This window comes from Gimesia sp., from assembly GCF_048262075.1.
Lineage (GTDB): Bacteria > Planctomycetota > Planctomycetia > Planctomycetales > Planctomycetaceae > Gimesia.
This window is the reverse complement of record NZ_JBLXFK010000010.1, coordinates 90787-114698: the sequence shown is the minus strand read 5'-3', so window position 1 is coordinate 114698 and position 23912 is coordinate 90787. Positions and strand designations below refer to the sequence as shown.

General features: G+C 49.1%; 22 protein-coding genes. 13 read left to right on the top strand and 9 right to left on the bottom strand.

Annotated elements, in window-relative coordinates; genetic code table 11:
* Positions 1-98 precede the first annotated feature (98 nt).
* The 3 genes from ACN0YH_RS19185 to ACN0YH_RS19175 all read left to right on the top strand — a co-directional run bounded on the left by ACN0YH_RS19185 (position 99) and on the right by ACN0YH_RS19175 (position 2151).
* Positions 99-698, top strand: a complete 600-nt coding sequence (locus ACN0YH_RS19185) for a response regulator (protein WP_417381199.1) — start codon at positions 99-101, stop codon at positions 696-698.
* Between the two features lie 214 nt (positions 699-912).
* A complete protein-coding gene (locus ACN0YH_RS19180) occupies positions 913-1608 on the top strand; it encodes a PIG-L deacetylase family protein (protein ID WP_417381198.1) in 696 nt (231 codons plus the stop codon).
* A gap of 51 nt (positions 1609-1659) precedes the next feature.
* Positions 1660-2151 (top strand): DinB family protein, encoded by a 492-nt coding sequence (locus ACN0YH_RS19175; RefSeq protein ID WP_417381197.1) that lies wholly within the window; start codon positions 1660-1662, stop codon positions 2149-2151.
* Positions 2152-2162: 11 nt separating this feature from the next.
* On the opposite strand, the gene ACN0YH_RS19170 is transcribed toward ACN0YH_RS19175, so the two are convergent.
* Positions 2163-3200, bottom strand: a complete 1038-nt coding sequence (locus ACN0YH_RS19170) for a hypothetical protein (protein WP_417381196.1) — start codon at positions 3198-3200, stop codon at positions 2163-2165.
* 177 nt (positions 3201-3377) lie between these two features.
* Between ACN0YH_RS19170 and ACN0YH_RS19165 the strand changes: the two genes are divergently transcribed.
* The 9 genes from ACN0YH_RS19165 (at position 3378) to ACN0YH_RS19125 (ending at position 11556) form a co-directional block, all read left to right on the top strand.
* Positions 3378-3758: a globin gene (locus ACN0YH_RS19165; RefSeq protein ID WP_417381195.1), complete on the top strand. Its 381-nt coding sequence runs from the start codon at positions 3378-3380 to the stop codon at positions 3756-3758.
* 28 nt (positions 3759-3786) lie between these two features.
* On the top strand, positions 3787-4203 hold the full coding sequence (locus ACN0YH_RS19160) for an HIT family protein (protein WP_417381194.1): 417 nt from the start codon (positions 3787-3789) through the stop codon (positions 4201-4203).
* Between the two features lie 45 nt (positions 4204-4248).
* The gene (locus ACN0YH_RS19155; protein WP_417381193.1) at positions 4249-5256 is read left to right on the top strand and encodes a Gfo/Idh/MocA family protein; all 1008 of its coding nucleotides are present in this window, start codon (positions 4249-4251) and stop codon (positions 5254-5256) included.
* Between the two features lie 176 nt (positions 5257-5432).
* Positions 5433-5855: a cupin domain-containing protein gene (locus ACN0YH_RS19150; protein WP_417381192.1), complete on the top strand. Its 423-nt coding sequence runs from the start codon at positions 5433-5435 to the stop codon at positions 5853-5855.
* A 259-nt stretch (positions 5856-6114) separates the two neighbouring features.
* On the top strand, positions 6115-6546 hold the full coding sequence (locus ACN0YH_RS19145; RefSeq protein WP_417381191.1) for a hypothetical protein: 432 nt from the start codon (positions 6115-6117) through the stop codon (positions 6544-6546).
* A 1-nt stretch (position 6547) separates the two neighbouring features.
* Complete coding sequence (locus ACN0YH_RS19140; RefSeq protein WP_417381190.1) at positions 6548-7891, top strand: glutamine synthetase family protein; 1344 nt, start codon at positions 6548-6550, stop codon at positions 7889-7891.
* Between the two features lie 179 nt (positions 7892-8070).
* Positions 8071-8808 (top strand): FadR/GntR family transcriptional regulator, encoded by a 738-nt coding sequence (locus ACN0YH_RS19135; RefSeq protein ID WP_417381189.1) that lies wholly within the window; start codon positions 8071-8073, stop codon positions 8806-8808.
* Positions 8809-8881: 73 nt separating this feature from the next.
* Complete coding sequence (locus ACN0YH_RS19130) at positions 8882-10294, top strand: hypothetical protein (protein ID WP_417381188.1); 1413 nt, start codon at positions 8882-8884, stop codon at positions 10292-10294.
* A 134-nt stretch (positions 10295-10428) separates the two neighbouring features.
* Positions 10429-11556, top strand: coding sequence for a leucine-rich repeat domain-containing protein (locus ACN0YH_RS19125; protein WP_417381187.1), 1128 nt, complete (start codon positions 10429-10431; stop codon positions 11554-11556).
* A 51-nt stretch (positions 11557-11607) separates the two neighbouring features.
* On the opposite strand, the gene ACN0YH_RS19120 is transcribed toward ACN0YH_RS19125, so the two are convergent.
* On the bottom strand, positions 11608-12915 hold the full coding sequence (locus tag ACN0YH_RS19120; protein ID WP_417381186.1) for a Gfo/Idh/MocA family protein: 1308 nt from the start codon (positions 12913-12915) through the stop codon (positions 11608-11610).
* Positions 12916-13241: 326 nt separating this feature from the next.
* Positions 13242-15020: a sulfatase-like hydrolase/transferase gene (locus ACN0YH_RS19115; protein WP_417381185.1), complete on the bottom strand. Its 1779-nt coding sequence runs from the start codon at positions 15018-15020 to the stop codon at positions 13242-13244.
* A gap of 22 nt (positions 15021-15042) precedes the next feature.
* Between ACN0YH_RS19115 and ACN0YH_RS19110 the strand changes: the two genes are divergently transcribed.
* Positions 15043-16875: a sulfatase gene (locus ACN0YH_RS19110; protein WP_417381184.1), complete on the top strand. Its 1833-nt coding sequence runs from the start codon at positions 15043-15045 to the stop codon at positions 16873-16875.
* A gap of 8 nt (positions 16876-16883) precedes the next feature.
* Here ACN0YH_RS19110 and ACN0YH_RS19105 read toward each other — a convergent pair whose 3' ends face one another.
* From ACN0YH_RS19105 to ACN0YH_RS19080, 6 genes are all read right to left on the bottom strand, one after another.
* Positions 16884-17495 carry a TlpA family protein disulfide reductase gene (locus ACN0YH_RS19105; protein ID WP_417381183.1) on the bottom strand — a complete coding sequence of 204 codons (612 nt, stop codon included), beginning with the start codon at positions 17493-17495 and terminating at the stop codon, positions 16884-16886.
* 71 nt (positions 17496-17566) lie between these two features.
* A complete protein-coding gene (locus ACN0YH_RS19100) occupies positions 17567-19246 on the bottom strand; it encodes a tetratricopeptide repeat protein (RefSeq protein WP_417381182.1) in 1680 nt (559 codons plus the stop codon).
* 218 nt (positions 19247-19464) lie between these two features.
* Entirely contained in the window at positions 19465-20424 is a 960-nt protein-coding gene (locus ACN0YH_RS19095) for a DUF1559 domain-containing protein (RefSeq protein WP_417381181.1), read from the bottom strand.
* Between the two features lie 492 nt (positions 20425-20916).
* Complete coding sequence (locus ACN0YH_RS19090) at positions 20917-21894, bottom strand: DUF1559 domain-containing protein (protein ID WP_417381180.1); 978 nt, start codon at positions 21892-21894, stop codon at positions 20917-20919.
* A 302-nt stretch (positions 21895-22196) separates the two neighbouring features.
* Positions 22197-23180 carry a DUF1559 domain-containing protein gene (locus ACN0YH_RS19085; RefSeq protein ID WP_417381179.1) on the bottom strand — a complete coding sequence of 328 codons (984 nt, stop codon included), beginning with the start codon at positions 23178-23180 and terminating at the stop codon, positions 22197-22199.
* A 281-nt stretch (positions 23181-23461) separates the two neighbouring features.
* Complete coding sequence (locus ACN0YH_RS19080) at positions 23462-23878, bottom strand: hypothetical protein (RefSeq protein ID WP_417381178.1); 417 nt, start codon at positions 23876-23878, stop codon at positions 23462-23464.
* Positions 23879-23912: the final 34 nt, after the last annotated feature.

Sequence of the window (23912 nt, the reverse complement as noted above, 5' to 3'; positions counted from 1 at the left end):
TCCATCTGAAATAAACACATTTCAAAAAGTTTTCCCATTCGCTGGGGAGAGCGTTTTGCTATCACAAATCACAATCACTGCTCAGAAAGAAACCGCCTATGAAAGTACTTGTCGTCGATGAAGTGGGCTATACCTGTTACGTGCATACCAGACTGCTTGAGGAACTGGGGTATGAAGTCATCTGTGCCTCTTCCGGATTTGAAGCACTCTCGATTCTGGAAATGGACAGCGAAATTAAAATCATGTTTTCAGAACTCGTGATGCGCGAACTGGACGGACTGGATCTGTTTCTCAAGGTTCAAAAGCAGGAACGGTATAACGACGATGGACAATTGGATTCTCCCATGTTCTTCCTGCTCACTTCACTTCAACCTGGTAATCAGTCCCACAGCCGTCAACTGGAGCGACTGGAACTAGCCAAGAAACTGGGTATCACAGGTGTCATTTACAAAACACGCGACCGGGAAGAATTGAAACAGGCCTTTGGCCACAATTTGAAAAGCGCTCTGGGTGAACTCTCCGAGTCCGCTCCGCTTGATATCCATACACCTGCTCAACACCTCTGTGAAATCATCACAGACATCATTGAATCAAAAAATCTGGAAGCAGCAGAAGAATTTTTTGATTTGATCAAATCGCAGACAGAATACCTGGAATACTTTATCGAGAGCGCTCAGAAAAAAGTGGAAACCGCTTGACATCTGCATGCTGCAGCAACTTCTCCGCCGAAAGTTCGTCTGTACTCTCTCACATTCCTGATTCACCTCCCTGCCTGCACATCGCTAGTGCTTCAAGCCTATGAAAATAATGGCAACGGAATTGCCAACAGTGTAAGATTGAGCATAGAGACGGGAGTCTCCCTGTTCCCTATGAACTTCCACTGGACCGCACTTTTTCACGAAACCTGAAATCATGGCTGATCAGAAAACACTGCTGGCAATTGGTGCCCACTTTGATGACTGCGTTTATGGTGTGCCCGGCATCATGCTGCAGGCCGTTGCCAAAAATTACCGCGTGGTACAGCTCATTCTGATCGGAGACTACAGGAACTGGCCTCCTACTAAGGGACGCGAAAAAGAATTCCGTCAATCGGTCACACAGATTGCCAGCGAGTATGGCGTCGAAACCCGGTTCCTCGACTTCGCCTCGCATCAGTATGATACGAACGCAGAAACCAAACAGAAAGTTGCCGCCGCCGTTTACGAGATCAAGCCGGACATCGCACTTCAGTTGTGGGAGTATGATCATCACCAAGATCACACGGTCGCATCGCAGCTGAGCAAAATTGCATTAAATCATGGCGGACGCGTATTGAATGAAGATCGTTTCCGGGGACCGCGCACCATTTATCATTACGATAATGGTCCAGGTCACACCATTGGCTTCGAACCGGACACGTTTGTGGATGTCACAGAATACTGGAAGAAATCCATGGAATGGCTGGGGCGCTATATGGCATTACAGAGAAATATCAAATACGATCCTTCTCAGACAAACGGTGCCCTCCAGGGAAAAGAAACACTGGCCCGCTATCGCGGACAGACGTGTCGCGTTAAATACGCCGAAGCACTCTGGGCGCCCCGCAAGCAACCGGTCAACATACTTTAGTAACAGACATCCAGTTTAACTTTTAACTCTTCGAACAGAAAACGCATTTCCATGAGCATCGCTGAACATATCAAGTCCTCTCTCCAACTCCCTACCTTTGTGGTAAACGGGTATCTCGAAGATCTGACGGACGCCGACCTGCTGGTGCGTCCCGCAGAAAAATCCAACCACATCAACTGGCAGCTAGGACATCTGATTCAAAGCGAACAGTTCCATACCTCACAGGTCTGCCCTGACGTGGTACCAGAGCTTCCCGCCGGTTTCAAAGAGCGTTACACAAAAGAGACTGTGTCCAGTGACAATCCTGCCGACTTCCTCAGTAAAGCAGAACTGGTGGAACTGATGCACAAACAACGTGAAGCCACTCTCAACGCACTGTCGAAGTTCAGTGATGAAGAACTGATGCAGCCCGCTCCCGAATCGGTAAGCTACCTTGGCCCCACAGTGGGATGTGTTTTCGCGGGAGAAGCTTCCCACTGGATGATGCACGCCGGTCAATGGGCGGTCATCAGACGCATTATCGGAAAGCAACCGCTGTTTTAATCAGACGTTTCTCAGGGAGACGCCCCCTGCTCTGCCATGGTAAACGGCTCGGGTTGAATCCAGCCTGCATAACTGCGAGGCGAAACAGGCAGTTTCTCCTGTGCTTCCACAGTATTCACCATGACGGCGTAAAGATATCCGTTCATTTCTCCCACCAGCCGCGTATGCAGGATCTGATTTCGGGGATTCTGATGGACCAGTAACCGGATGCGCCCCTCAAAGGCGGTCGCCAGCTTAAAATCACCGGCTCCGGATTCTTGGAATGCGAATGTTTTTTCAAACTCATCCCGCATGCGCTGTGTCGCCCGAAACGTGCCTCCGGTCGGACTGACCACTTTTTTACCACGGAACAGAACATTCCGATCATCGTAGGCCATCACGATCAGATTGCGACCTTTGTCACTCTGCAGCCAGTCGGAAAACTTTTTCCCATGCCCGTCGGCGGTGCTGAAGGAATAGTTCGCATCGAGAAAGACAAAGCGGTCCACCTCAGGCGGGATCGTATCAGAGCCATTCAGAAATCCCCATAAAAAACTTCCCCCGCCACTGTGACAGGCCAGTGTGAGTCGTGGTTCCTTGAGCGGAATCTGTTTAAGAATCGCAGCGATGACATCGCGAATCAACTGAGGATTATCCGGATGGCGGGCTCTCCACCCCGGCCAGCTTAAGCCTTTCGCTTCCAGGCAGACCAGGATCAGATTCTCACGCTCATTCAACGACTGCCACTGACGATGCTGGGCTGCAATGTGCTGGATATCAAAACGCCAGTCTCGACCAGCCTTCTGCTCACACCCCAATGTCTGTTCAATCGTGTTACCGTTCGGCGTGGTAAACAGCACCACCCGATTGAGACACTCCGGTTTTATTTTTTCAGGACGAGGCGCCATGATCATCGCCCGAACATCCGGTCCCGGTTGCAGATACTGATACTGTTCTTCAAACCAGGGGCTTTTTGCAAAGCCCGACCAGAGTGGTTCTGCAGCGAATAGATTTTCACTGCAGACAACAATCACAGATATGATGATGATCTGAAGCAGATAGCGCCGCATATTGAATCCCTCAGAGTAGACCATGTAGAAATACGAAAGGTGACACATCCGTTGAGTAGGAATCTTTCCCATCAGCATCTAAGATACCATACGCAACTAAAAACACAGCCACTCAATTGAGGGCTTTCTAAAACAATCCATCCATTTTCCTTATGAGCACAGGACACTCAGAAACACATGAGCCCGCTTTCGGTAGAAGAACTGTTTGATCACCTGGGAGAAACACAGTTGGAACAACTGGTGGCCGCATTTTATCGTGGTGTCCGCACCGACGAGATACTCAGTCCGATGTATCCTGCTGACGATCTGGATGGTGCAGAATATCGGTTGAAGGAATTTCTGGTGTATCGCCTGGGCGGGCCGCAAAGATACCTGACAGAACGAGGACACCCGGCTTTGCGAATGCGGCACGCCCCGTTCGCCATCAATCAGAGTGCCCGTGACCGCTGGATGGAACTGATGACTGCCGCCATGCAGGAAGTGGAACTGTCAGACGAAATCAGACAGACTCTCGAACCGTTCTTTGATCAGATGGCAACCTTTCTGATCAATCGATAATTTGCCCCTCAAAATAAGAACTGGAACAATGAAACTGGATGAACGACTGCAAGCGGACTGCCACATTGTATGTGAACTGGAACAATCGACTCTGCTACTGTTGAACAACTCACTCGTCGACTGGTTCATTCTGGTTCCGCATTGTGAAGAAATGGAATTGACCAACCTCCCTTTCCAACAACAGACCGCAATCCTCAGCGAAGTGAATCAGGTAGCCCGCTTCATTCAGCAAAACGGTGAGCCAGACAAACTGAATATTGCCACGCTGGGAAACGTCGTCAGTCAGTTGCACATTCATGTGATCGGACGAAAGCATAGTGATCCGTACTGGCCCGCTCCGGTCTGGGGAAAATCACCCAGTGAGCCTTACACTGAAGAACAGGTGCAGCAGATCAAAGATCGATTTACAGCATTTCTCAATTCAGCAAATCACCAGATAAGTTAATTCATACTGCAGATCCAGTCACCCCATTTTTTATAGAGTACAACCATGACCACTCAACCACTGCGAATTGGAATTCTGGGATTGATCCACGATCACGTCTGGGACCATCTGCCTCAACTGCAACATTCAGACAACGCGGAACTGGTTGCCGCGTTTGATACGAATCAGCCACTTCGGGAACGAATCCAGGGTGAATACGGCTGTCCTGCATATTCATCAGAGGATGAACTGTTCGACAATCATGAACTGGATGGCGTCTATATCTTCAGCAGTAATCAGCAGGGAGCAGAACTGGCATTAAAGGCTCTGAATCGCGGCCTGCCGGTCATGATCGAAAAACCGATGGCCGCCAACTTCGCGCAGGCAGAGCAGATGCTGGAAACCGCCCGTGCGCAGGGAGTCTGCCTGATGGTGAACTGGCCTTTTGCCTGGTGGCCTCAGATGCAGCATGCTGTCAATTCCGCCCTGACAGGTGAAATTGGTGATCTCTGGCAGGTCAAGTATCGCGCCGCACACGCAGGACCGAAAGAACTGGGCTGCAGCGATTATTTTTGTGAATGGTTATTCGACCCAGAGCGGAATGGTGGCGGCGCGATGATGGATTACTGCTGTTATGGCTGTGTTCTGGCCAGTTGTCTGATGGGGACTCCCGCATCCATTCTGGCAAGCGGAGGAGCATACCGCCCCGAACCCCTGGGAGTCGAGGACAATGCCATCATCGTCATGAATTATCCGCAAGGCATCGCCACTGCCGAAGGTTCGTGGTCACAGGTCGGCAAATTGACTGCTTACGCCACCGCCATTTATGGCACCCAGGGAACCTATATTGTGGAACCGCAGAAAAAGGGGCGTCTGATGCTGGCGAACGCAGACCAGCCGGAAGGGGCAGAAGTCAAAGTTCAATGCCCGGTTTTGTCATTACAGACAGCGACCGAACACTTCGCTCATTGCGTCAGGACTGGAGAAACTCCCTGGGGTCTGTGTGCACCAGAGACAAGCCTGCAGGCACAACGGATTCTGGAAGCAGGAATGCAACAGCTTAAACAGAGATAACCTCAATTGAGCCCTGTTTTTAGAAACAGGGACTTTTATTGATCCCGCCAGAGTCCTAGAATGGAAGCAGACAATAAGCCTGAATCCGGTTGAGTGCCGCGTTTTCAAAAGCCGTCCAACCTCAACCGCTAAGGTTCCATGGAATACGCACCAGACTCTTACTTAAGGATTTTATCATGTCACCGTCGCATGCAAAAGCAGGAGAAGTACTTACTGTTGCCCCTCTCGGATCTGCTCTGGAATCGACGAAAACAACGACTTTGATCAAGACCGAAGATCTGGAAGTCATTCGCCTGATTATCAAAGCAGGGAAGTCCCTGCCCAGTCATTCTGCACCAGGTGTATTAACAGTCCAATGCCTGGAAGGCCATGTCCGTTTTAAATGCAGGGGAGAAGAACAGGACCTGAAAGCCGGCCAGCTGCTTTATCTGCCCCAGGCAGAAACACACGCTGTCGAATGTATCGAATCAGCAGCGTTACTGTTGACCATTATTCCTTCCCATTCGCGTAAACCGCCACTTAATAGAGTTGACGAAGCCTCTGATGAATCGTTCCCCGCAAGCGATCCTCCCGCCTGGACCGGAGCAAAAGGTTCCTGAAAACAGATTTCAGACCAGTATCAACCAGTAGTTTTCATCAGCGTTTTTCCGGAAGTAGCCAGCGTATCTTCCCAGAACACGCCGGTTTCTTTAAAATTGAGAGAGGCCTGTGATTATCTGGTGTCTGAGACATCGTCTTCACAGGATTCCTGTCACCCGGTTACTGGACGAGGAGTGCGCTATGAGAACCATTCTACTGATCATCATACTAGGGCTAATTTTCACAGGTTCGGAGTACCAGAGCAGGGCGCTCCCACTCTTGTCGTCTCAAGTATCTGAATTGCATGCGGCAAAGCCACCAGCTAAAAAGAATCCAACCCAGGAACAGATTTCGCTGTTCATGCGAACCAAGCTGGACAGTTCAAAAGAGGTTCTGGAAGGTCTGGTTGTGGAAGACTTTGAGTTGATCCAAAAAGGTACGCAGAAAATGATTGAGATGAGTAATGCCACGGAATGGCAACTTGTCGAAGGCCCGGTTTTTGCCCAGCAAAGTGCCGCGTTTCGTAATGCAGCCAAAGATGTCTTAAATTATGCCAAAAAAGAAAATCTTGATGGTGCATCTCTCAGTTATCTGCATTTGACCATGACCTGCATCGCCTGTCATAAACAGATTAAAAAATCCGCCGTCGTCATGAATGAAGCGCTCGTCCCGGAACAGGTTCTGGTAAAACTCAAGTCAGAAAAAAAATAAGATGCAGCGTGAACTTCTGGAAAAGCAGTTACGCGAACAGAAAATCGAGTTGGTGCGTGCCATTTATGTGGGCCCGGATGGGATCACCCGTGGAAAAGCCTTCCGCCCCGGTGACCTGGATGCGATCCTGGAAAGCGGGATTGGTCTGACCCAGGCCCAGATGTCGGTAACCGTGTTCGATCATCTCTCGCCACTAAGTCAATATCAACCAGTGGGGGAAGTCCGCATCCGCCCGGATGTAGAAACCTTTCAGGTACTACCATATCTGCCCGGCCATGCTCAAATGCTGGCGGATGTGGAAACGCTGCAGGGCGTCGCCTGGGAACTCTGCCCGCGCAACCTGCTCAAAGAATTCATCCACAAGCTTTCGGAACAAGGCATTCAGATTCAGGCTGCTTTTGAGAATGAATTTACGCTGCTAGAAAAAACAGAAGCAGGCTGGGAACCAGTCGACCAGTTGAATTGTTTCAGTTCTGCTGCCATGGACCTGGCCAGTCCGTTTATTCTGCCTCTGATTTCTGCGTTGGAACAACAGGGCATCAAAGTGGAAAAATACTACCCAGAAGCGGGTCCTGGCCAGCAGGAAATTCCGGTAGGACATCAAGCCGGGCTACTGGCCGCCGACCAGCAGGTTGTCTTCAAAGAGACCGTTCGTGGTGTCGCGCAGGCGAACGGTTATCGCGTCTCATTTATGCCTAAATTTTCACCCGCCTTTGCCGGCAATGGCTGTCACATACATTTCAGTCTATGGGATGAAAACCAGAATCTGTTCTATGATCCAGCGGGAGAATTCAATCTCTCCAGAACAGCGCGGGAATTTATGGGGGGTATTCTCAAACACCTGCCCGCATTAATGGCGTTTACAGCGCCCACTACTAATTCTTACAGGCGGTTCGTGGAACGCTGCTGGAGTTCAAGCTATGCATGCTGGGGCCCAGACAACCGTGAAGCGACTGTCCGCGCTGCATCTGGATTCCAGGGGCAGGAGGCAGCTACCTTGAATCTGGAATACCGTCCATGCGACCCTGCCTGCAATCCTTACCTGGCGCTTTCTGCTCTGATCTGTGCAGGCCTGGATGGTATCGAGAATCACCTTGATCCCGGTGAGCCCATGCTGACCGACCCGGCGCTTCTGAGCTCAGAAGAACGACATTCACTGAGTTTAAACGCTTACCCGCTCGATCTGGAATCTGCCCTGGCTGCACTGGAGCAAAATCCCGTGCTGCTGTCGGGATTCGGAGAAAGCAGAATCACTGATTATCTGACTATGAAACGGGCAGAAATCAGTATGATCAAATCGCTGGGAGACGACGGCGAACGTCAGGCCTATGAGTTTCGATTTTAAAAGACATAAAAAAAGAACCTCTATTCCTGCTCTCTCAGGGAACTGCTTCATTTTTCCCGATCAGGCAATCTGATGATTTTACTTCACATCAATATTCGTTTATCATTTAATTCAGCCTGATCAATGCCTCAAGTAAAGCCCTCGAGCCTAACCAATACGTTTACCGAACGCAGGTAACTATGCCAGAACTTTCTACCATAGCCACAAATGCCGTGGTTTCGACATCCTCTCCCCAGAGTTCTAAAATCGCCGAACAGATCTGCAATCGAATTCAGAAGGAAAAACTTACTCCAGGATCATTTCTGGGAACGGTCGAAAGCCTGACAGATCAATATAGTGTATCACGGTCAGTCATCAGGGAGGCAGTCGGAACACTGCGTGGATTGGGAATTGTCACGGGACGCCCCAAAGTAGGGATATCGGTGGCCCAGGGAGATATTGGTTCCATCCTGCAGAAAGTTCTGATCCCCCAGGTGTCGCAACAGAAAGGCTGGATGGAAATTGCCCGTTTTCGCGTTGTGATTGAAATCGGATCGATGCCACTGGTTGTGGAAAACATTCAACCACATCAACTGGAACATCTGCAAAAACTTGTTTCTGAACAGTCAGAACTATTGGAGGATCAGAAACTGAATCCAGAATTTCTACTGCAGGAATTTGCTAAGAAAGATATGCTGTTTCACGAAATCCTCCTGACTGTTGCCGATCAAAACCTGATCTCACAGTTCCATCAGGTCGTGGTAAAATATTTTCAACAGGGAATTCAACATTTCCCTCCCCCGACCAATCTGTTTGTGGAAGATCACCAGCAAATTGTTGATGCCATCAAAGCCCGCGATCCCATTCTTGCAGTCGAACGGATGACCCGACACCTGCAACCGGTTCTGACAATGATCAGTTCCCTGAGAGAGTACTAAGGAAGGTCTTCCCCAGAAACTGCCCGGCATCAGAAACCAGAATACCGACTTCCACAGAAGCAAGGTCTATTCCATGAAACCAATCCTGCCTGTTCTGATTCTGTTCTGTATGTTGTCTATGCAATGCCTGGCAGAGGAAACCATTCTGGATATCGGTTCACGACGTGAACTCTTTGTCGATCGTTTCCTGGTTGCTGAACTTGATCATGCTGAACTGAAGTTGCATCCACCGCAACTCATGCCTGCTGTGACTCCGCCGCGACCTCACGGTCATTACGCGACTGTCCTTAAGTCAGACAGGGGATATCAGTTTTACTACCGCGGAGATACCAAACCGGGTAATCACTGGAAAAAAGGCTGGGAGCAGTATCACGATGGAGAAGTAACCCTGTACGCAGAAAGTCCTGATGCGATCCACTGGACAATGCCTCATCTCGGCATTTATCCGGATCATCCTACTTTTCCTGCAGGTAATGTCGTACTGATGAATGAGTTTCTGGTCAATCATAATTTCACTCCCTTTATCGATACCCGACCTGGTGTCCCTGACTCTGAAAAATACAAAGCGCTGGGAGGACTGGCCTATCAGCCCAATCAACACCTGGAAGTTAAACAGCGCCGTGGACCGGGGGGACTCAAAGCCTTTATCTCTCCTGATGGAATCCACTGGAAACCGCTCCAGCAAGAACCAGTCATTCCTGAAGAGTGGGGAAAATACTTCGACTCTCAAAACTATGCGTTCTGGTCTGAAAGCGAGCAGGCCTACGTCTGTTATTTTCGTCGCTTTATCAAAGGCTATCGAGGCATCGCCCGCACGACCTCTCAAGACTTCATTCACTGGACACCGCTTGTCGAAATGCAGGCGAATTTACCGAACGAACATCTTTATACCGCCTGCACCCAACCCTATTTCCGCGCCCCGCATATTTACTTTGCACTGCCTACCCGCTTCATGGCGAAACGGGGTGCTGCCACCGATATTCTGTTTATGAGTGCCCGTGGCAGTGCGCAGTTTGACCGGGAATTTACTCAGTCCTATATCCGTCCTGGAATCGGTCAGGATGGCTGGGCTAACCGGGCCAATTATGCCGCGATCGGCATTCACCAGACCGGCCCTGCTGAGATGTCTTTCTTTCTCACTGGAGGTCGCCGTTATGTGACCCGACTGGACGGAATCGTTTCTGTCAATACCCCTCTCGCTGGAGGAACACTGCTCACGAAACCATTGATGTTTGCTGGTGACGAGTTGGAGATCAACTATTCCAGCAGCGCTGCTGGTCAGATTCTGGTCGAACTGCAAGACTCAGCAGGAAATCCAATACCCGGATTTTCACTGGCAGATTGCGAGCCGATTTATGGTGATCACATCGCCCGCATCGTGAAATGGAAACAGGGTTCAGATGTTTCCAGCTTATCAGGTACACCAGTCCGGCTTCGCTTTGATATGCAGGACGCTGACCTGTATGCATTGAAATTCAACCGTTGAAAATAATGTCTTAAACCGTATCAATTCGGCAAAAAGCAGAATTGCAGCCCCACATTCGGTTTTGAGCAATATCCTGAATCGGTATGCTTTAGACGTGACAGGAATTTTCGCTTTTACGTATTAAGGATACTGCTATGAAACCGTTTCGGGACATGTCCCTTTTCGTTTTATCACTACTTATATTTTCAGGTTGCGCGGACAAGCCAGCCCCAAACAAACCGGCAGCCAGCCAGGCTGAAAAAACAGAAAAACCAACGGAAGCCCCTAAAGCAACGGTACCTGAAAGTGAAGTGAAACTGGCGGAATCCCTGAAAGCGCTGGGAGCGAAACTGAAACAGGACAAAGCCGGTTATGTAATTGAGGTCGATTTTCGTGGTACAGAAATCAATGATGCAGCCCTGAAAGAGATTGCTGGTCTCTCGCATCTCCGTTCCCTGCTGTTAAACGAAACTCCTATCACTGATGCGGCACTGGAACCAGTGGGAAAAGTCACAACACTGGAAAACCTGGATCTGCGAAACTGCTCATTAAATAACAAAGCCATCTCTTATCTCACGGGGCTTTCAAAACTCAAAGCGTTACGCTTGTCCGGTAACTCTGATATTGATGATGACGCCATGGCGGATATCAATCAGTTAACCAACCTCAAAGCGTTGATGCTTGATTTCCTCTGGGTCAGCGGTGATGGTCTCGCCCAGATGAAAGACCTGAAAAAGCTCGAAGAACTCTATCTGGCTAAAACACTGGTTGACGATGATGGGTTGGCAACACTCCCTCAGTTCCCCAAACTGAAGAAAACACGCCTCTCACAAAATCAGATCTCGAATGATGGGTTGGCGGTTTTAGCAAAGATTCCACAACTCGAAGAGCTGGACCTGAGTGAAAACAGCCTGCTTTCGGATGCTGGCATGAAACACCTGTCCGGACTGGGAGAACTGAAAAAGCTGAATCTCTGGCGGGTCGGCCTGACGGATGCCGGTGTCGAACCCCTGCAGGGTCTGACCAGCCTGGAATGGCTCAACCTGGATAATACCCGCCTGACCAATTCCGGTCTCAAATACCTCAAAGATATGCAGAAACTGGAATTCCTGCACCTCGGCTCGACAGCAGTCTCCGATGAAGGATTGAAAGACCTGGAAGGGCTCAACAGTCTCAAAGATCTGAAACTGACGAGAACGGCGGTCACCGAAAAAGGAGTTGCCGAACTGAAAAAGAAACTGCCGAATACGGAAATTCAGCTGAAGTACATTGAAGGCCAGTAGCCCGGCTCACTCACGATTGAGGAGCCGGACAGTACTGGATGGCATTCAATATTAAACCACTTCCCAGCCGGCACGGTACTCTTTCGTGATGTACTGGTCGGCTTCGGGGCAGTTGGTGGCTTTCAGGCTGGCAGCATCCCAATCCAGTGCTTTCTTGGCACGGTAGGAAACATTACCCAGCAGAACCGATTCGGTCAGAGCGCCAGAATAGTCAAAGTTGCAGGTCGTGGGTGAACCATCTTTGCAGGCTTTGATCCATTCGGCGTGATGACCGATCGAATTCGGAATGGTCTGTTCGGGGGGCATGAAATCAGCAAATTTTTCCTTGGGAAATAATTTGTAGCTGCCGTAGTTGGCAAACATACTGCCTTCCGATCCCACAAACATCACCCCGCTGCCGGGAACCCGTTCGCCGGCGACTTTTTTCGGAATCATGTTTCCGTCGTACCAGGTCAGGTTGACCGGAACCAGATCGCCCCGCTTGGGGAATTTGTAGCGAACCGTCAGTCCATGAGGACAGGCTTCCGGATGAACTTCCGGACCTTCTGCTTCACAATGGGTGGGATGACGCAGCTTCAATGCCCAGAAAGGCAGGTCCATGTAATGACAGGCCATGTCGCCCAGGGTTCCCTGGCCGAACTGCCACCAGCGACGCCATTGCGCGGGATGATAGCGTCCTGCAGCGTAAGGACGCTCAGGCGCGGGTCCCAGCCACAGATCCCAGTTCAGATTTTTGGGAGGGGCCTGAGTTTCCGTCGGCAGATCTCCGCCTCCCCAGCCTTTACCAACCCAGACGTGAACTTCACCGATGTCTCCCAGGACACCGGAATTCACGATTTCTACAACACGACGATAATTGTCGCCAGCGTGAATCTGTGTTCCCAGTTGAGTGGCGACGCCCTGCTTCTTGGCTTCTTCTGCAATGATGCGTGCTTCCTGAACCGTATGCGTCAGAGGTTTTTCACAATAAACGTGCAGCCCTTTGCGAATGGCACGAATCGTGGCGGGAGCATGATGATGATCGGTCGTACCAATCACAACCGCATCAATTTTTCCTTCTTCGCTTTCCAGCATCTCCCGATAGTCGGCATACAGACGCGCATTGGGAAAACTGGCAGACGCACGATCGAGATAATTACTGTCCACGTCAACCAGTGCGACAATATTCTCGCCTTTCACGCCATCCACATCTGCGGCTGCCCGGTTAGCGGTTCCGATACAGGCGATGTTCAACTTACCGTTGGCAGACTTTGAAGCAGCGGGAGCAACTCCCGTCCAGACACCGGCGGAGATCGCAGCGGCACCGGCAGTAGTGGTCTTCAGAAATTCGCGACGGCTGAAATTTGAATTCTTTTGCATTAATCAATCCCATTAAAGAGGCCAGCCAACTGATTTTAACTGGCAGTTGCGAGTATTGATTGACTGTCAATAGTCAATTCATCATGGTTCGGTGAGCAGCTGCAGTGTACTTTCTACGTAACAGCATTGGATTTGCTGGAGGTTTCTCAAGTGATACCGGCAGAAAACGGCTACAGAGCCCATCTCTTAATTTAATATTCCTTATTTATGGTAATTTGAATCACAGCCTGTGACCATTCCAGATTGAGCCTGTTTTTCACATTCTTTCAGAAAGAACCGTTTAAGATTATACGATCCCTGATCTCAAACCCCTTTCATTTCAAGGTTTAAGGAGCAGATGACTTCTGAGTGATATAGACCATTTTCGGTCCGCGCTCGATTTTGCCTTCCCTTATTTTGATATCAATCGTCTGTTCGCCTGCGTGTAAGGTCACATTCTGAAAAACATGTTCGCTTTTGCCGGCTGGCACCTCTGCATGAAACAGATCGTGCCCGACCTGCACCGTCATTTCGGCTGTGGCCTGATCCCGCTCTTTGCCAAACAGCACTTTGATATCATAAGACCCTGTCTGTTCAATAGTGACCAGCCACTGACCACGTGCATCACTGGTCCACCCCTTGCCTTTGGGACCGGCATAACGCCAGTCCTGCCGGGTAAGAACAGTCGTCTCCTCTTTCGGATTCCCGATATGAATTCGAGGCGGAGCGTAATTATCAGGACGTGTCGAACTTACATCTTGAAACCAGTTGTTGTATTGCTCTGTCAGGTTTGACGCCAGTTTTGTTTTTGCTCCTGCCAGATTCTGACGTTCTGCCGGATCGTTCTGCAGATGAAACAGCTTGCCCGGTTCATCCGGTTTGGAAAACGTCATTTTGTAATCTTGTGTGACCACCGCAGCGTTCGTGCGGGGCTGAGGTTCATCTCCCCGATGCCACTGCAGAAACAGAGACCGTTCGGGCCACTGCTCGGCATTATTTTTAAGGAGGGGTAACACATTGACGCCGTCCAGTTTCAACCCTGCTGGTTTTTCAACACCGGTTGCTGCCAGAATGGTGGGAAACAGATCGTAATGGGCGGCGATCGTTGGATTCACCGTGCCCGCCTTCAGTTGAGCTGGCCAGTGCGCTACCAGGACAGAACGGATTCCCCCTTCATTAACGCTCCCCTTCATCCCGCGATGTTCGCCTACATAACGGGGACCGTTCGGTCCATTGTCGTTAAGAAACAGGACCAGTGTATTATCCAACGCGTCAATCTTTTTAAGATGCTGAAACAGCTTGCCGATATTCTGGTCGATATTTTCGATCATGGAAAAGACACGCGACGTTTTATCAAACTGTTTTTTATTTTTGCGTTTCGGGTTCATATCAAAGCCGTAGGCGTCTGTCAGATCCATCGCCTGATATTTTTTGCGGAGATCTTCCGGCACATCATCAAACGGACCATGCGGTGCATTGGTCGCGATATACATGAATGTCGGCTTGTCCTGCGATTCGTTCTGCTCGAGGAATTTCAGCGCGTGATCGAAATAGATATCCGTGCAATACCCCTGCATCTGTTTCTTTTCACCATTATGGAATAATACCGGATCGGTATATTTTCCTGCTCCTTCAGGCGGATCGCTGGGCTGACCGATGCCTCCTCCCCGGTGCACGAGAACTTCCTGAAAGCCCTGATCCTGCGGCCTGAGTGGATACGAATCTCCCAGGTGCCATTTCCCAAAGATTCCCGTGCGGTAACCAGCAGGTGCCAGCGCTTCGGCGATGGTGACTTCAGTCGGTTCCAACATGGCGCGACCGATGTAAGTATCGATGGCCCGGGTGCGATAGTTGTAACGTCCCGTCATCAGGTTGGCCCGGGTCGGCGTACAGACCGGACTGACATAAAATCGACTGAGTCGCGCCCCCCTCGCAGCCATCGCATCCAGGTTTGGCGTATTCAGATGTTTGTTACCCTTGAAACCATAGTCCCAGCCCCCCTGGTCATCGGTCATGATCAGAATCACATTGGTATGTTTGTCCGCGTGAACTTTCGTTGTCAGCAGAGAGACAGACAGTACGATCAGCAAAGCATAGACAATTCGACAGTTTTTCAAGTAAGGCATGGTAACGGATCCGGAGGCAAGGATGGAACGGACGTATGAAGGTCTTCTGGAGTGGAACGGTCAATCCCACACCGCCAGAAATATCAACCTGGATATCAACCTGGATATCAACCTGGATATCAACCTGGATATCAACCTGGATATCAACCTGGATATCAGCCTGGATATCAGCCTGGATTTTTACCCAAGAATTTCAATCAGTGAAACAGCATGGTATAATCTCAAGTCTATGCATTTCATCGAGGCTCTGCAAACAGATTCTCTGCTGCCTCTCAAAAAAGTAGTTTACCTTTCTCTTTTCGAAAGACGGGAACCCATGCAAGCGAAGCGCTTCTGCTGCCTGATTCTGTGTCTGACCACAATCTTGAGCACTGCTACTGCTCTGGCTGACGAAAGACGTCCCAATATCCTCTATATCATGTCCGATGACCATGCCGCCCATGCCATCGGTGCTTATCAGAGCAGGCTGGCGGTCCTCAACCCGACACCGACACTGGATCGACTTGCCAGTGAAGGCGTACTGCTGAAAAACGTATTCTGTACGAATTCGATCTGCACTCCCAGTCGGGCCACTCTGATGACCGGGCAATACTCGCACGTCAATGGCGTGACCACACTGAATGGTGCGATTGGACCGGAACAGCAGCACCTGGCGAAACTCATCAAATCAGCCGGTTATGAAACCGCGATGATCGGCAAGTGGCATCTGAAAAAAGAACCGGCGGCGTTCGACTTCTACACGGTACTGCCGGGACAGGGTAGTTATTTTAATCCCATCTTTCGTGTCCGTGGCCCTCTGCCCTGGCCGAAAAATGAGTTCCGCGCTGGCGGATACGATTCGAAACACTCTTCCGATGTGATTACAGACATCTCTTTGAAATGGCTGAAGAACCGCAAACAGAAAGACAAACCGTTCTTCCTGATGCATCACTTCAAAGCACCGCATGACAATTTTGAAAATGCGGAACGCTACGACTGGCTGTACCAGGATGTTGTCATTCCCGAACCAGACTCACTCTGGCAGCGCGGTCAACATGGCCCGTTACATCAGGCACTTTATGGCACCTCAGTCGGACCTCGCAATCAACGGCGCAATATGGGGCATCATATGTTTGTCGACGAGCATCTCCCCCCCGAGAAATATACACGGGAAGCGTATCAGCGTTATCTGAAGAAGTTTCTCAGATGTGTGCGCGGCTTAGATGATAACATTCAACGACTGGTGGAACATTTGAAACAGACCGGCGAGCTGGATAACACGATCATTATTTATACCGCAGACCAGGGTTTCATGCTGGGGGAACACGACTATATCGACAAACGCTGGATGTATGAAGAATCATTACGAATGCCGTTCATCGCTCGCTATCCCAAGTGGATTAAAGCGAATTCGAAAAACGAGAACATCATCAACAACGTTGATTTCGCACCGACGTTACTGGAAATGGCAGGTATTGAGAAACCTGAATTTATGCAGGGACGCTCATTCCTCCCCATCCTGAAGGGAGAGGACGCTCCCGCGGACTGGCCTGAGGCTACCTATTATCGCTACTGGATGCACATGACTCATCATGATAACCCGGCTCATTATGGGATCCGCACGAAAGACTATAAGCTGATTTTCTTTTACGGCCTGCCTCTGGATGCCCCTGGTGCGTTAAAAACTCCGACAACACCACACTGGGAACTTTATGACCTACGCAAAGACCCACACGAAATGAAAAACGTGTTTGCAGACCCTGCTTATAAAGAGGTGCTCGGTAAATTGAAAGTTCAGTTAAAGCAGCTAAAAGAACAGACGGGGGATACCGACGAACGCTATCCTGAACTGAAAGCACTCCAGGATGCTTCCTGATACAACATCTATTTGCTGTCGTTCTCTGTCGGCTCCGTTTCAGGAATCAATTTTTTTAATGCGGCAGAAATCGTTCGTTCGTCGCAGAGTCGATCTGGATTGACATTCCCCAGCGTGACAGCCAGTTCTCCTTCACGATTATAAATTTGACAGAAGGGAAGTGTCCCCCCCTCGATGCCAAATTTCTCAACACGTTTTGTATCTGGCGCAGTGGTACAGATATAGTTCTCAAAAGGGGCACGCTGTTCGGTAAGGTATTCATTCACCATCTTGCGATTACTCTCATTATCTTCATCCAGGTTGATTGCCAGAATCACCAGACCTTTGTCAGCATACTCCTGATGCCATTCACTTAAGTGATGAAACGAATCCAGGCAGATCGGGCACCAGGTCGCCCAGTAATCCACAATCACCACTTTCCCGTGATGTTTCTCAATTTCTGTCGGCAGGGTTTCGGGGGTAATTTCCTTCAGCTGAATTTCGACCGGAGGCAATGACTGAATCACAGCCTCACGCGCGGTCAACGGTTGCGTTTCCGTCTCTTGCTCTTGTGGCTCACCTGAACTGCAGGCAGACAGTAGACAGAACAATGTTGAGCAGAGTATCACATTTCGATTCATCAGAGTTATCATTGTGCCCCATCCAGATCAGTAAAAATCAGTCAGTGAGTTACTTTGAATAGATAAAATAATTATTCCAGTTGAAAACGCTGCATGACGTTATGAATTTCCCGTCGTTTCTGTTTCGTAGTGGAATCCAGCTTGAGAGCCGCATTTAAATAACGGGCGGCATGCGCGGGTTGATTCTGTTGCAGATAAATATCCGCCAGCGCAAGATAGGAAGGCAGATGCTCGCGGGAAAGTTCAATCGCTCGCTCGTAAGACTGAATTGCCCGCTCTGCATCCCGTTTACCCCACCAGGCGTTTCCCAGGTTATGATATACTCCCACCTGGAGATGCTGTAACTTTCCATCCAGCAGATCCAGTGACTGCTGATACAGTTGAATCGCCGGATCATATTGCTGCATTGTCACCAGTGCATTGGCCTGGTTAATCAGTGCTCCCGTAAATTCAGGATCAATTGCCAGGGCCCGTTCGTAACAGGCGATCGCTTCCGAAAACTGTCCATGGCCGGCATATACCAGCCCCAGGTGCACATGAGCGGTCGGCGACCTGGAATTCGTATTGACCCACTGCCGGAAAAAGGTCTCTTCCTTCTCAAAATAGATACCGCGAATACCACTGATACATGCCAGACACACGCCTATCATCAGACCAACGATCACACACAGTTTCTTCACCAGAAAATGATCCCAGTACTGGCTGACGATTGCGGCTGACAGAGCCAGTGGCGCCAGCATCGCCAGGAATACGTAACGTTCTGAAAAAGCGCATTCCTGTTCCAGAATATTGGATGTCGGCAGAATCAGCAGCATAAACCAGATGCCCCAGAAACAGGCAGTCTGCCCCAGCTCATCTGATTTTCTTCGAACAAAATAGACGAGCATTCCCGTCAATAGAATGGCAATGATGATGCGGAGTAGATCGAACCAGACATCAAAGGGTGGCTCATACACCAGTTCTACAAATGGAACAAAACTGGTCTGCAGCGAATACAGTAATGAGTAAAATGGTCCCAGTGGCTGCTCTGCCAACATGAGTTTCACTTCCGTACCGCTGAAGAGTAACCAGCGTAACAGCAGATAACCCACTATGAGTAACAGAAAGGGGGCATAACGCCGAAGCCAGTCTACTTTCTGTTTCTGATCAGGGAGGCCCGTGAGCTTCAACCGGTCAGCGATCACAAATAACACAGGCAGCACAATTGCCTGCTCTTTGGCAAGCAATGCGAGACCACAGGTCACCACGGCCCACCAGTAATGTTTCCGCGTCCCTTTCAGGAAACACCAGGTCGAGAGCAGAATCAATGTGGCAGGCAGTAATGATTCACGACCCGACGCGACAGGATAGACGCAGGAAGCAGCAGCAGGATGCAAACCAAACAGAGCTACAGTAAACAGAGCAGGAACCGGCTGAATCTTAAACACGGGCAAGCGTATTAACAACCAGGCGATGCCGACGGTAACGCCTGCCAGCAGCGCATTGAACAGATGAAACCAGCGGGGATCATCGCCGTGCAATGTTTTCTGAAACACGATCGATGCCCGGGTTAGAGGCCGATAGTAAGGCAGTGTTGGAAAACTGGGTTCCGTGAACATCAATACAAGGTCGTCGAATGACTCCAGTGGCTGCTGTGCCAGTACCTGTTCGGAATCGTCATACAGAAATGAGTTGGAATAAAAGGAGCCGTACAAAGCGGAGATAAATAAAACGACTGCAAGTAAAATCAGAGTTTCCGCTTTACGAGTCATAACAGCCTGTTTGGATAAGAAGTCTTCTGAGTTGTCTCCTGAACCAGTATTTTCGATACAGGACCTTGAACAGATAAGATACCTGATCCAAGTGTATGGATACAACTAAAAATGAAGACCGCCCGCTCCCCTGTCAGAAAAACGGAAACGGGCGGTCTCGCTTGAGTCTGAATCTGTCAGCACTGGCCTTTCAAAGTCAGACCACTGGTTGTTCAGAATTACTGATTGATACTGACAACATTCCCATCACTGAAGGTGTGCAGGTTCTGCCAGGTAAGACCATCAATGCTGTCACCAACAAAGTGCACCGACCCGTCTACCATCAATACATGGACCCCACCGATGTGCCAGCTACGGGCAATTCCCGAATTGGAACCACCCGAACTGGTTCCATTACAACCATTGGGAGTCGATAGTGAAAGAATCGTATAGGCAGTCCCACCAAGTGCAGGTTGTGCCCAACCATACTTGGCCTGATTTCCTGCCCCCGTAAAACCACATCCGGCTATTTTAGTGCGGTTCTGTGCGAATTCAGAAAATGAGATCGTATTGGACGTCCCATCTGTGATCAAACGCAGCTTCATCGCGGGATGGGTCAGTGCAGTACCCGCTTCATTTAACAGACCGTTTCGTTCCGCAAACACACCTGATGTTCCATGCTGACCACAGAATCCGGAAGGATGCGTTGAGCCGGCACCCGGATAATTGTGGGTCGCCAAACCATTATTACTGACAGATGAGTCACTGGTACGATTGTCACTCGGACAGATGTAAACAGGAATCTGGGTGGCTCCTGCAGGTAAGTTAACGGCATCATCATAACGTAAACTCATGTTGATCTGATTATAAACATTCGCCTGATCAATATAAGGCAGCAGCATGGTATGCAGCGTATGAAAACTGTGGGGAACCCCTGTCGTATTATGTGCGGCAGAAGTATAAGTACCGCAGCAACAGCCTCTCCCGTTCGGTGAAATTGTGGATCGGGGAAAGACTCCCATCGTCGTATCGGTATAATTTGCGAGCGCCAGACCAATTTGTTTCAGGTTATTTTTGCAGGTGCTGCGGCGGGCCGCCTCCCTGGCCTGTTGCACCGCTGGTAAGAGCAGCGCAATTAAGATGGCTATGATGGCAATCACAACCAGCAGTTCAATTAACGTAAATGCCTTGCGTTTCATCAAAGGGTCTCTCCTTCTTGAAAATAAATAAGTTTTAATTAGTAATTAATGACGAAACAATTTATGACACCTTGGCAGAAAATGCTGTCTTACAAGTCATTGAGCGGCGAATGAAACTGACTTGATAGAGATATACTGTGGGAGGGCTTTTTTCTTCTGTTGTTGTGGCAAAAATTAATGGTTTCGTGGTCGAGTCAGTTTGACAGTAAATAAACGATACAGCTTATCTGTCTAAAAGGGTCTAACCTCTAAGCGGGAAACAGTCCTCCATTTTACATGTATTAGTAATACCTGTGAGCAACTGACCTGATTACCTGAAACTTATCATTCGCAGAAATAAGTTACTGCCCTGACTGGAAATGGCATATCAAGCTTGCCCCAGCCGAGACAGAAAAAACGGTCAGAGACGGTGGCTGCCATCTCTGACCTGCATTTTTCACTTCGAAAAGATCACTTCAACAATAAACACCATAACTTCAGACAGGTTTCGTATTATTTGTTAATACTGACAACCTGATTGTCGCTGAAATTATTCAACCAGTACCAGGTGTTGGCGTCAATACTATCTGACACAAAATGCACAGAACCATCGACCATTAACACGTGAACACCGCCTGCATGCCAGCTACGGGCAATCCCTGAATTGGAACCATTCGTACTCGTTCCATTACACCCGTTGGGAGTCGAACCCGACCGAATCGTATAGGCAGTGCCTCCTACCGCGGGTCGTGCCCACCCATACTTGCCCTGACTTGTTGTACTGGTAAAACCACAGCCGGCAGTCTTAGTCTTGTTCTGCGCAAACTCCGAAAAGCAGATTGTATTCGAGGTTCCGTCAGTAATCAGCCGCAGCTTCATTGTTGGATGTGTGAGCCTTGTTCCCGCTTCATTCAGCTGACCATTTCGTTCAGCAAATACTCCAGAGGTGCCGTGCAAGCCACAAAAACCATAGGGATGTGTCGACCCCGCTCCCGGATAGTTGTGGGTCGCCATGCTAATCGAATCACCGGCCCCATTCGTTACCACATTAGAATCAGAAGTCCGATTATCACTCGGACAGATGTAAACAGGAATCTGAGTTTTCACAGCCTCTGCATTGGACGTGTCATCATATCGCAGGCTCATATTCATTTTGTTATAAACATTCGCCTGATCGATATATGGAAGCAGCATCGTATGCATTGTATGAAAACTATGCGGAATGCCCGTCGTGTTATGAGCCGACGCACTATAACTGCCGCAACAGCATCCACGACCGTTGGCTGATATAACGGAACGCGGAAATACCCCCATCGTTGTATCGATATAATTTGCCAGCGCCAGGCCAATCTGCTTCAGGTTATTTTTACAACTACTACGACGGGCGGCTTCACGCGCCTGTTGAACTGCCGGCAGAAGTAATGCAATCAAAATGGCTATGATGGCAATCACCACCAGAAGCTCGATTAACGTAAATGCCTTGCGTTTCATGAAATAATTTCTCCTTCAACCGCTCAATTAGTAAGTTTTAAAGAAAATATCTAGAGCACCTCACAGTTTACAATAGGGTCTCTCGTACTATGATACCCGGTCCCAATGCCCCTGGAGACGCGACAGAAAAACGGGACACAGTCTAGTCGTCAGAAAACAGGTCTCTATCGTTGTTGAGTAAATCCTTCTACGGAATAGAAGCGATTCGAGATAGTACAGGGAGACTAATAAAGAACCTGAAGACAGAACATTTCCATCTTCAGGCTCATCAATTCATTCAGTAAAGAATTATTGAGGTCAAATTATTTATTGATACTGACAACCTGATTATCACTGATTGCTCCCAGGTATCTCCAGGTAAAGCCATCAATACTGTCTGAGACAAAATGGACAGAGCCATCGACCATCAGCACATGCACACCACCTGCATGCCAGCTGCGAGCGATCCCAATATTTGAGCCGCCTGTACTGGTTCCATTACAACCATTCGGTGTTGAAACTTCGCGAATGGTAAATGAGGTTCCACCGACAGCGGGGCGTGCCCAGCCATATTTGGCCTGACTGGTTCCACCGATATTACAATCGATCTTGGTCTTGTTTTGAGCGAACTCAGAGAAAGCGATGGTATTGGAGGTTCCATCTGTGATCAGTCGCAACTTCATCACCGGGTGCACCAATGCTGTTCCCGCTTCGTTCAACTGCCCGGCCCGTTCTGCAAAGACCCCCGTTCCGGATCCCGTCGTACCGTGTAAACCGCACAGCCCGTAAGGATGATTGGATCCCGTCCCTGGATAACTGTGAGTTGCCATTGAGATCGAATCCCCGGCCCCATTTGTCACAACGTTCGAATCAGAAGTTCGATTATCACTGGGACAGATATAGACAGGGATTTGCGTTTTCACTGCGGGGCCATTGACAGTATCATCATACCGCAAGCTCATATTGATCTGGTTATAAACGTTTGCCTGATCAATATAAGGTAACAACATCGTGTGAACTGTGTGAAAACTGTGAGGAATTCCTGTTGAGTTGAATGCGGTCGAGCCATAGCTTCCACAACAACAGCCACGTCCATTCGGTGAGATGGTTGCCCTGGGAAATACTCCCATCGTGGTGTCGATGTAATTAGCCAGCGCCAGACCAATCTGCTTCAGATTGTTTTTACATGTACTGCGACGTGCTGCTTCGCGTGCCTGTTGCACCGCGGGCAAGAGTAATGCAATTAGAATGGCGATGATGGCAATCACCACCAGAAGCTCGATTAACGTAAATGCCTTGCGTTTCATGAATAAACTCCTTTACGAAAACAAAATAAATAAAAACGCATCATCAGCGGCAACGATTTGGAACACAAAATCGCTTCGCAACAGAGATAAGATTGATGATCAACTTCTCAAGCGGTAGAACCCCGCCGGAGAAAATGCCTTCATCTACATACTGTGTTAAACTCAATCACTGCTCTGTCGATTCAGACCAGTATTGTGCTTTTTATTATTTTTATTCAGCACAGAGCCCTGAGTTCGTGCTTTGAATCAGGGACACTCCGGCTTTTTTGAAAGGAATTTACTTATTTCGAAGTTAACTCAAAATCAAACGTTTTATTGGCTTCCGTAACATCTGCGGTTAATTCACTGTTAACGCCATATTTTTTATAAGGGCCCGTTTCAAAGGCGGCTGCCCCTCCCTCTTCTTCAGCTTTTTCATCTTTTTTCTCATTGACCATCACTGCGTATTTCGCCGCGTAGACATTTTCGAGACTGTACTTTCCGGCTGCATCAGTGTTTGCTACATATTGCCGAAATTCTGCAGGGGCACCCGCATCAAGTCTCTTAAAGATGACTTCCACACCATCAGAGGGTTTGCCATCCAGGGTGATGGTTCCAGTAACCGTAACAGCGGTTCCAAGATCTGCCGTGGGGTCTTTGCTACAAGCGGAAAGAGTAATAAGAGAAAACAACAGGACTGAATACAGAGCTGGTCGCACTTGGTGTCTCCTGAATCTTAAGAAGTAGTAAATT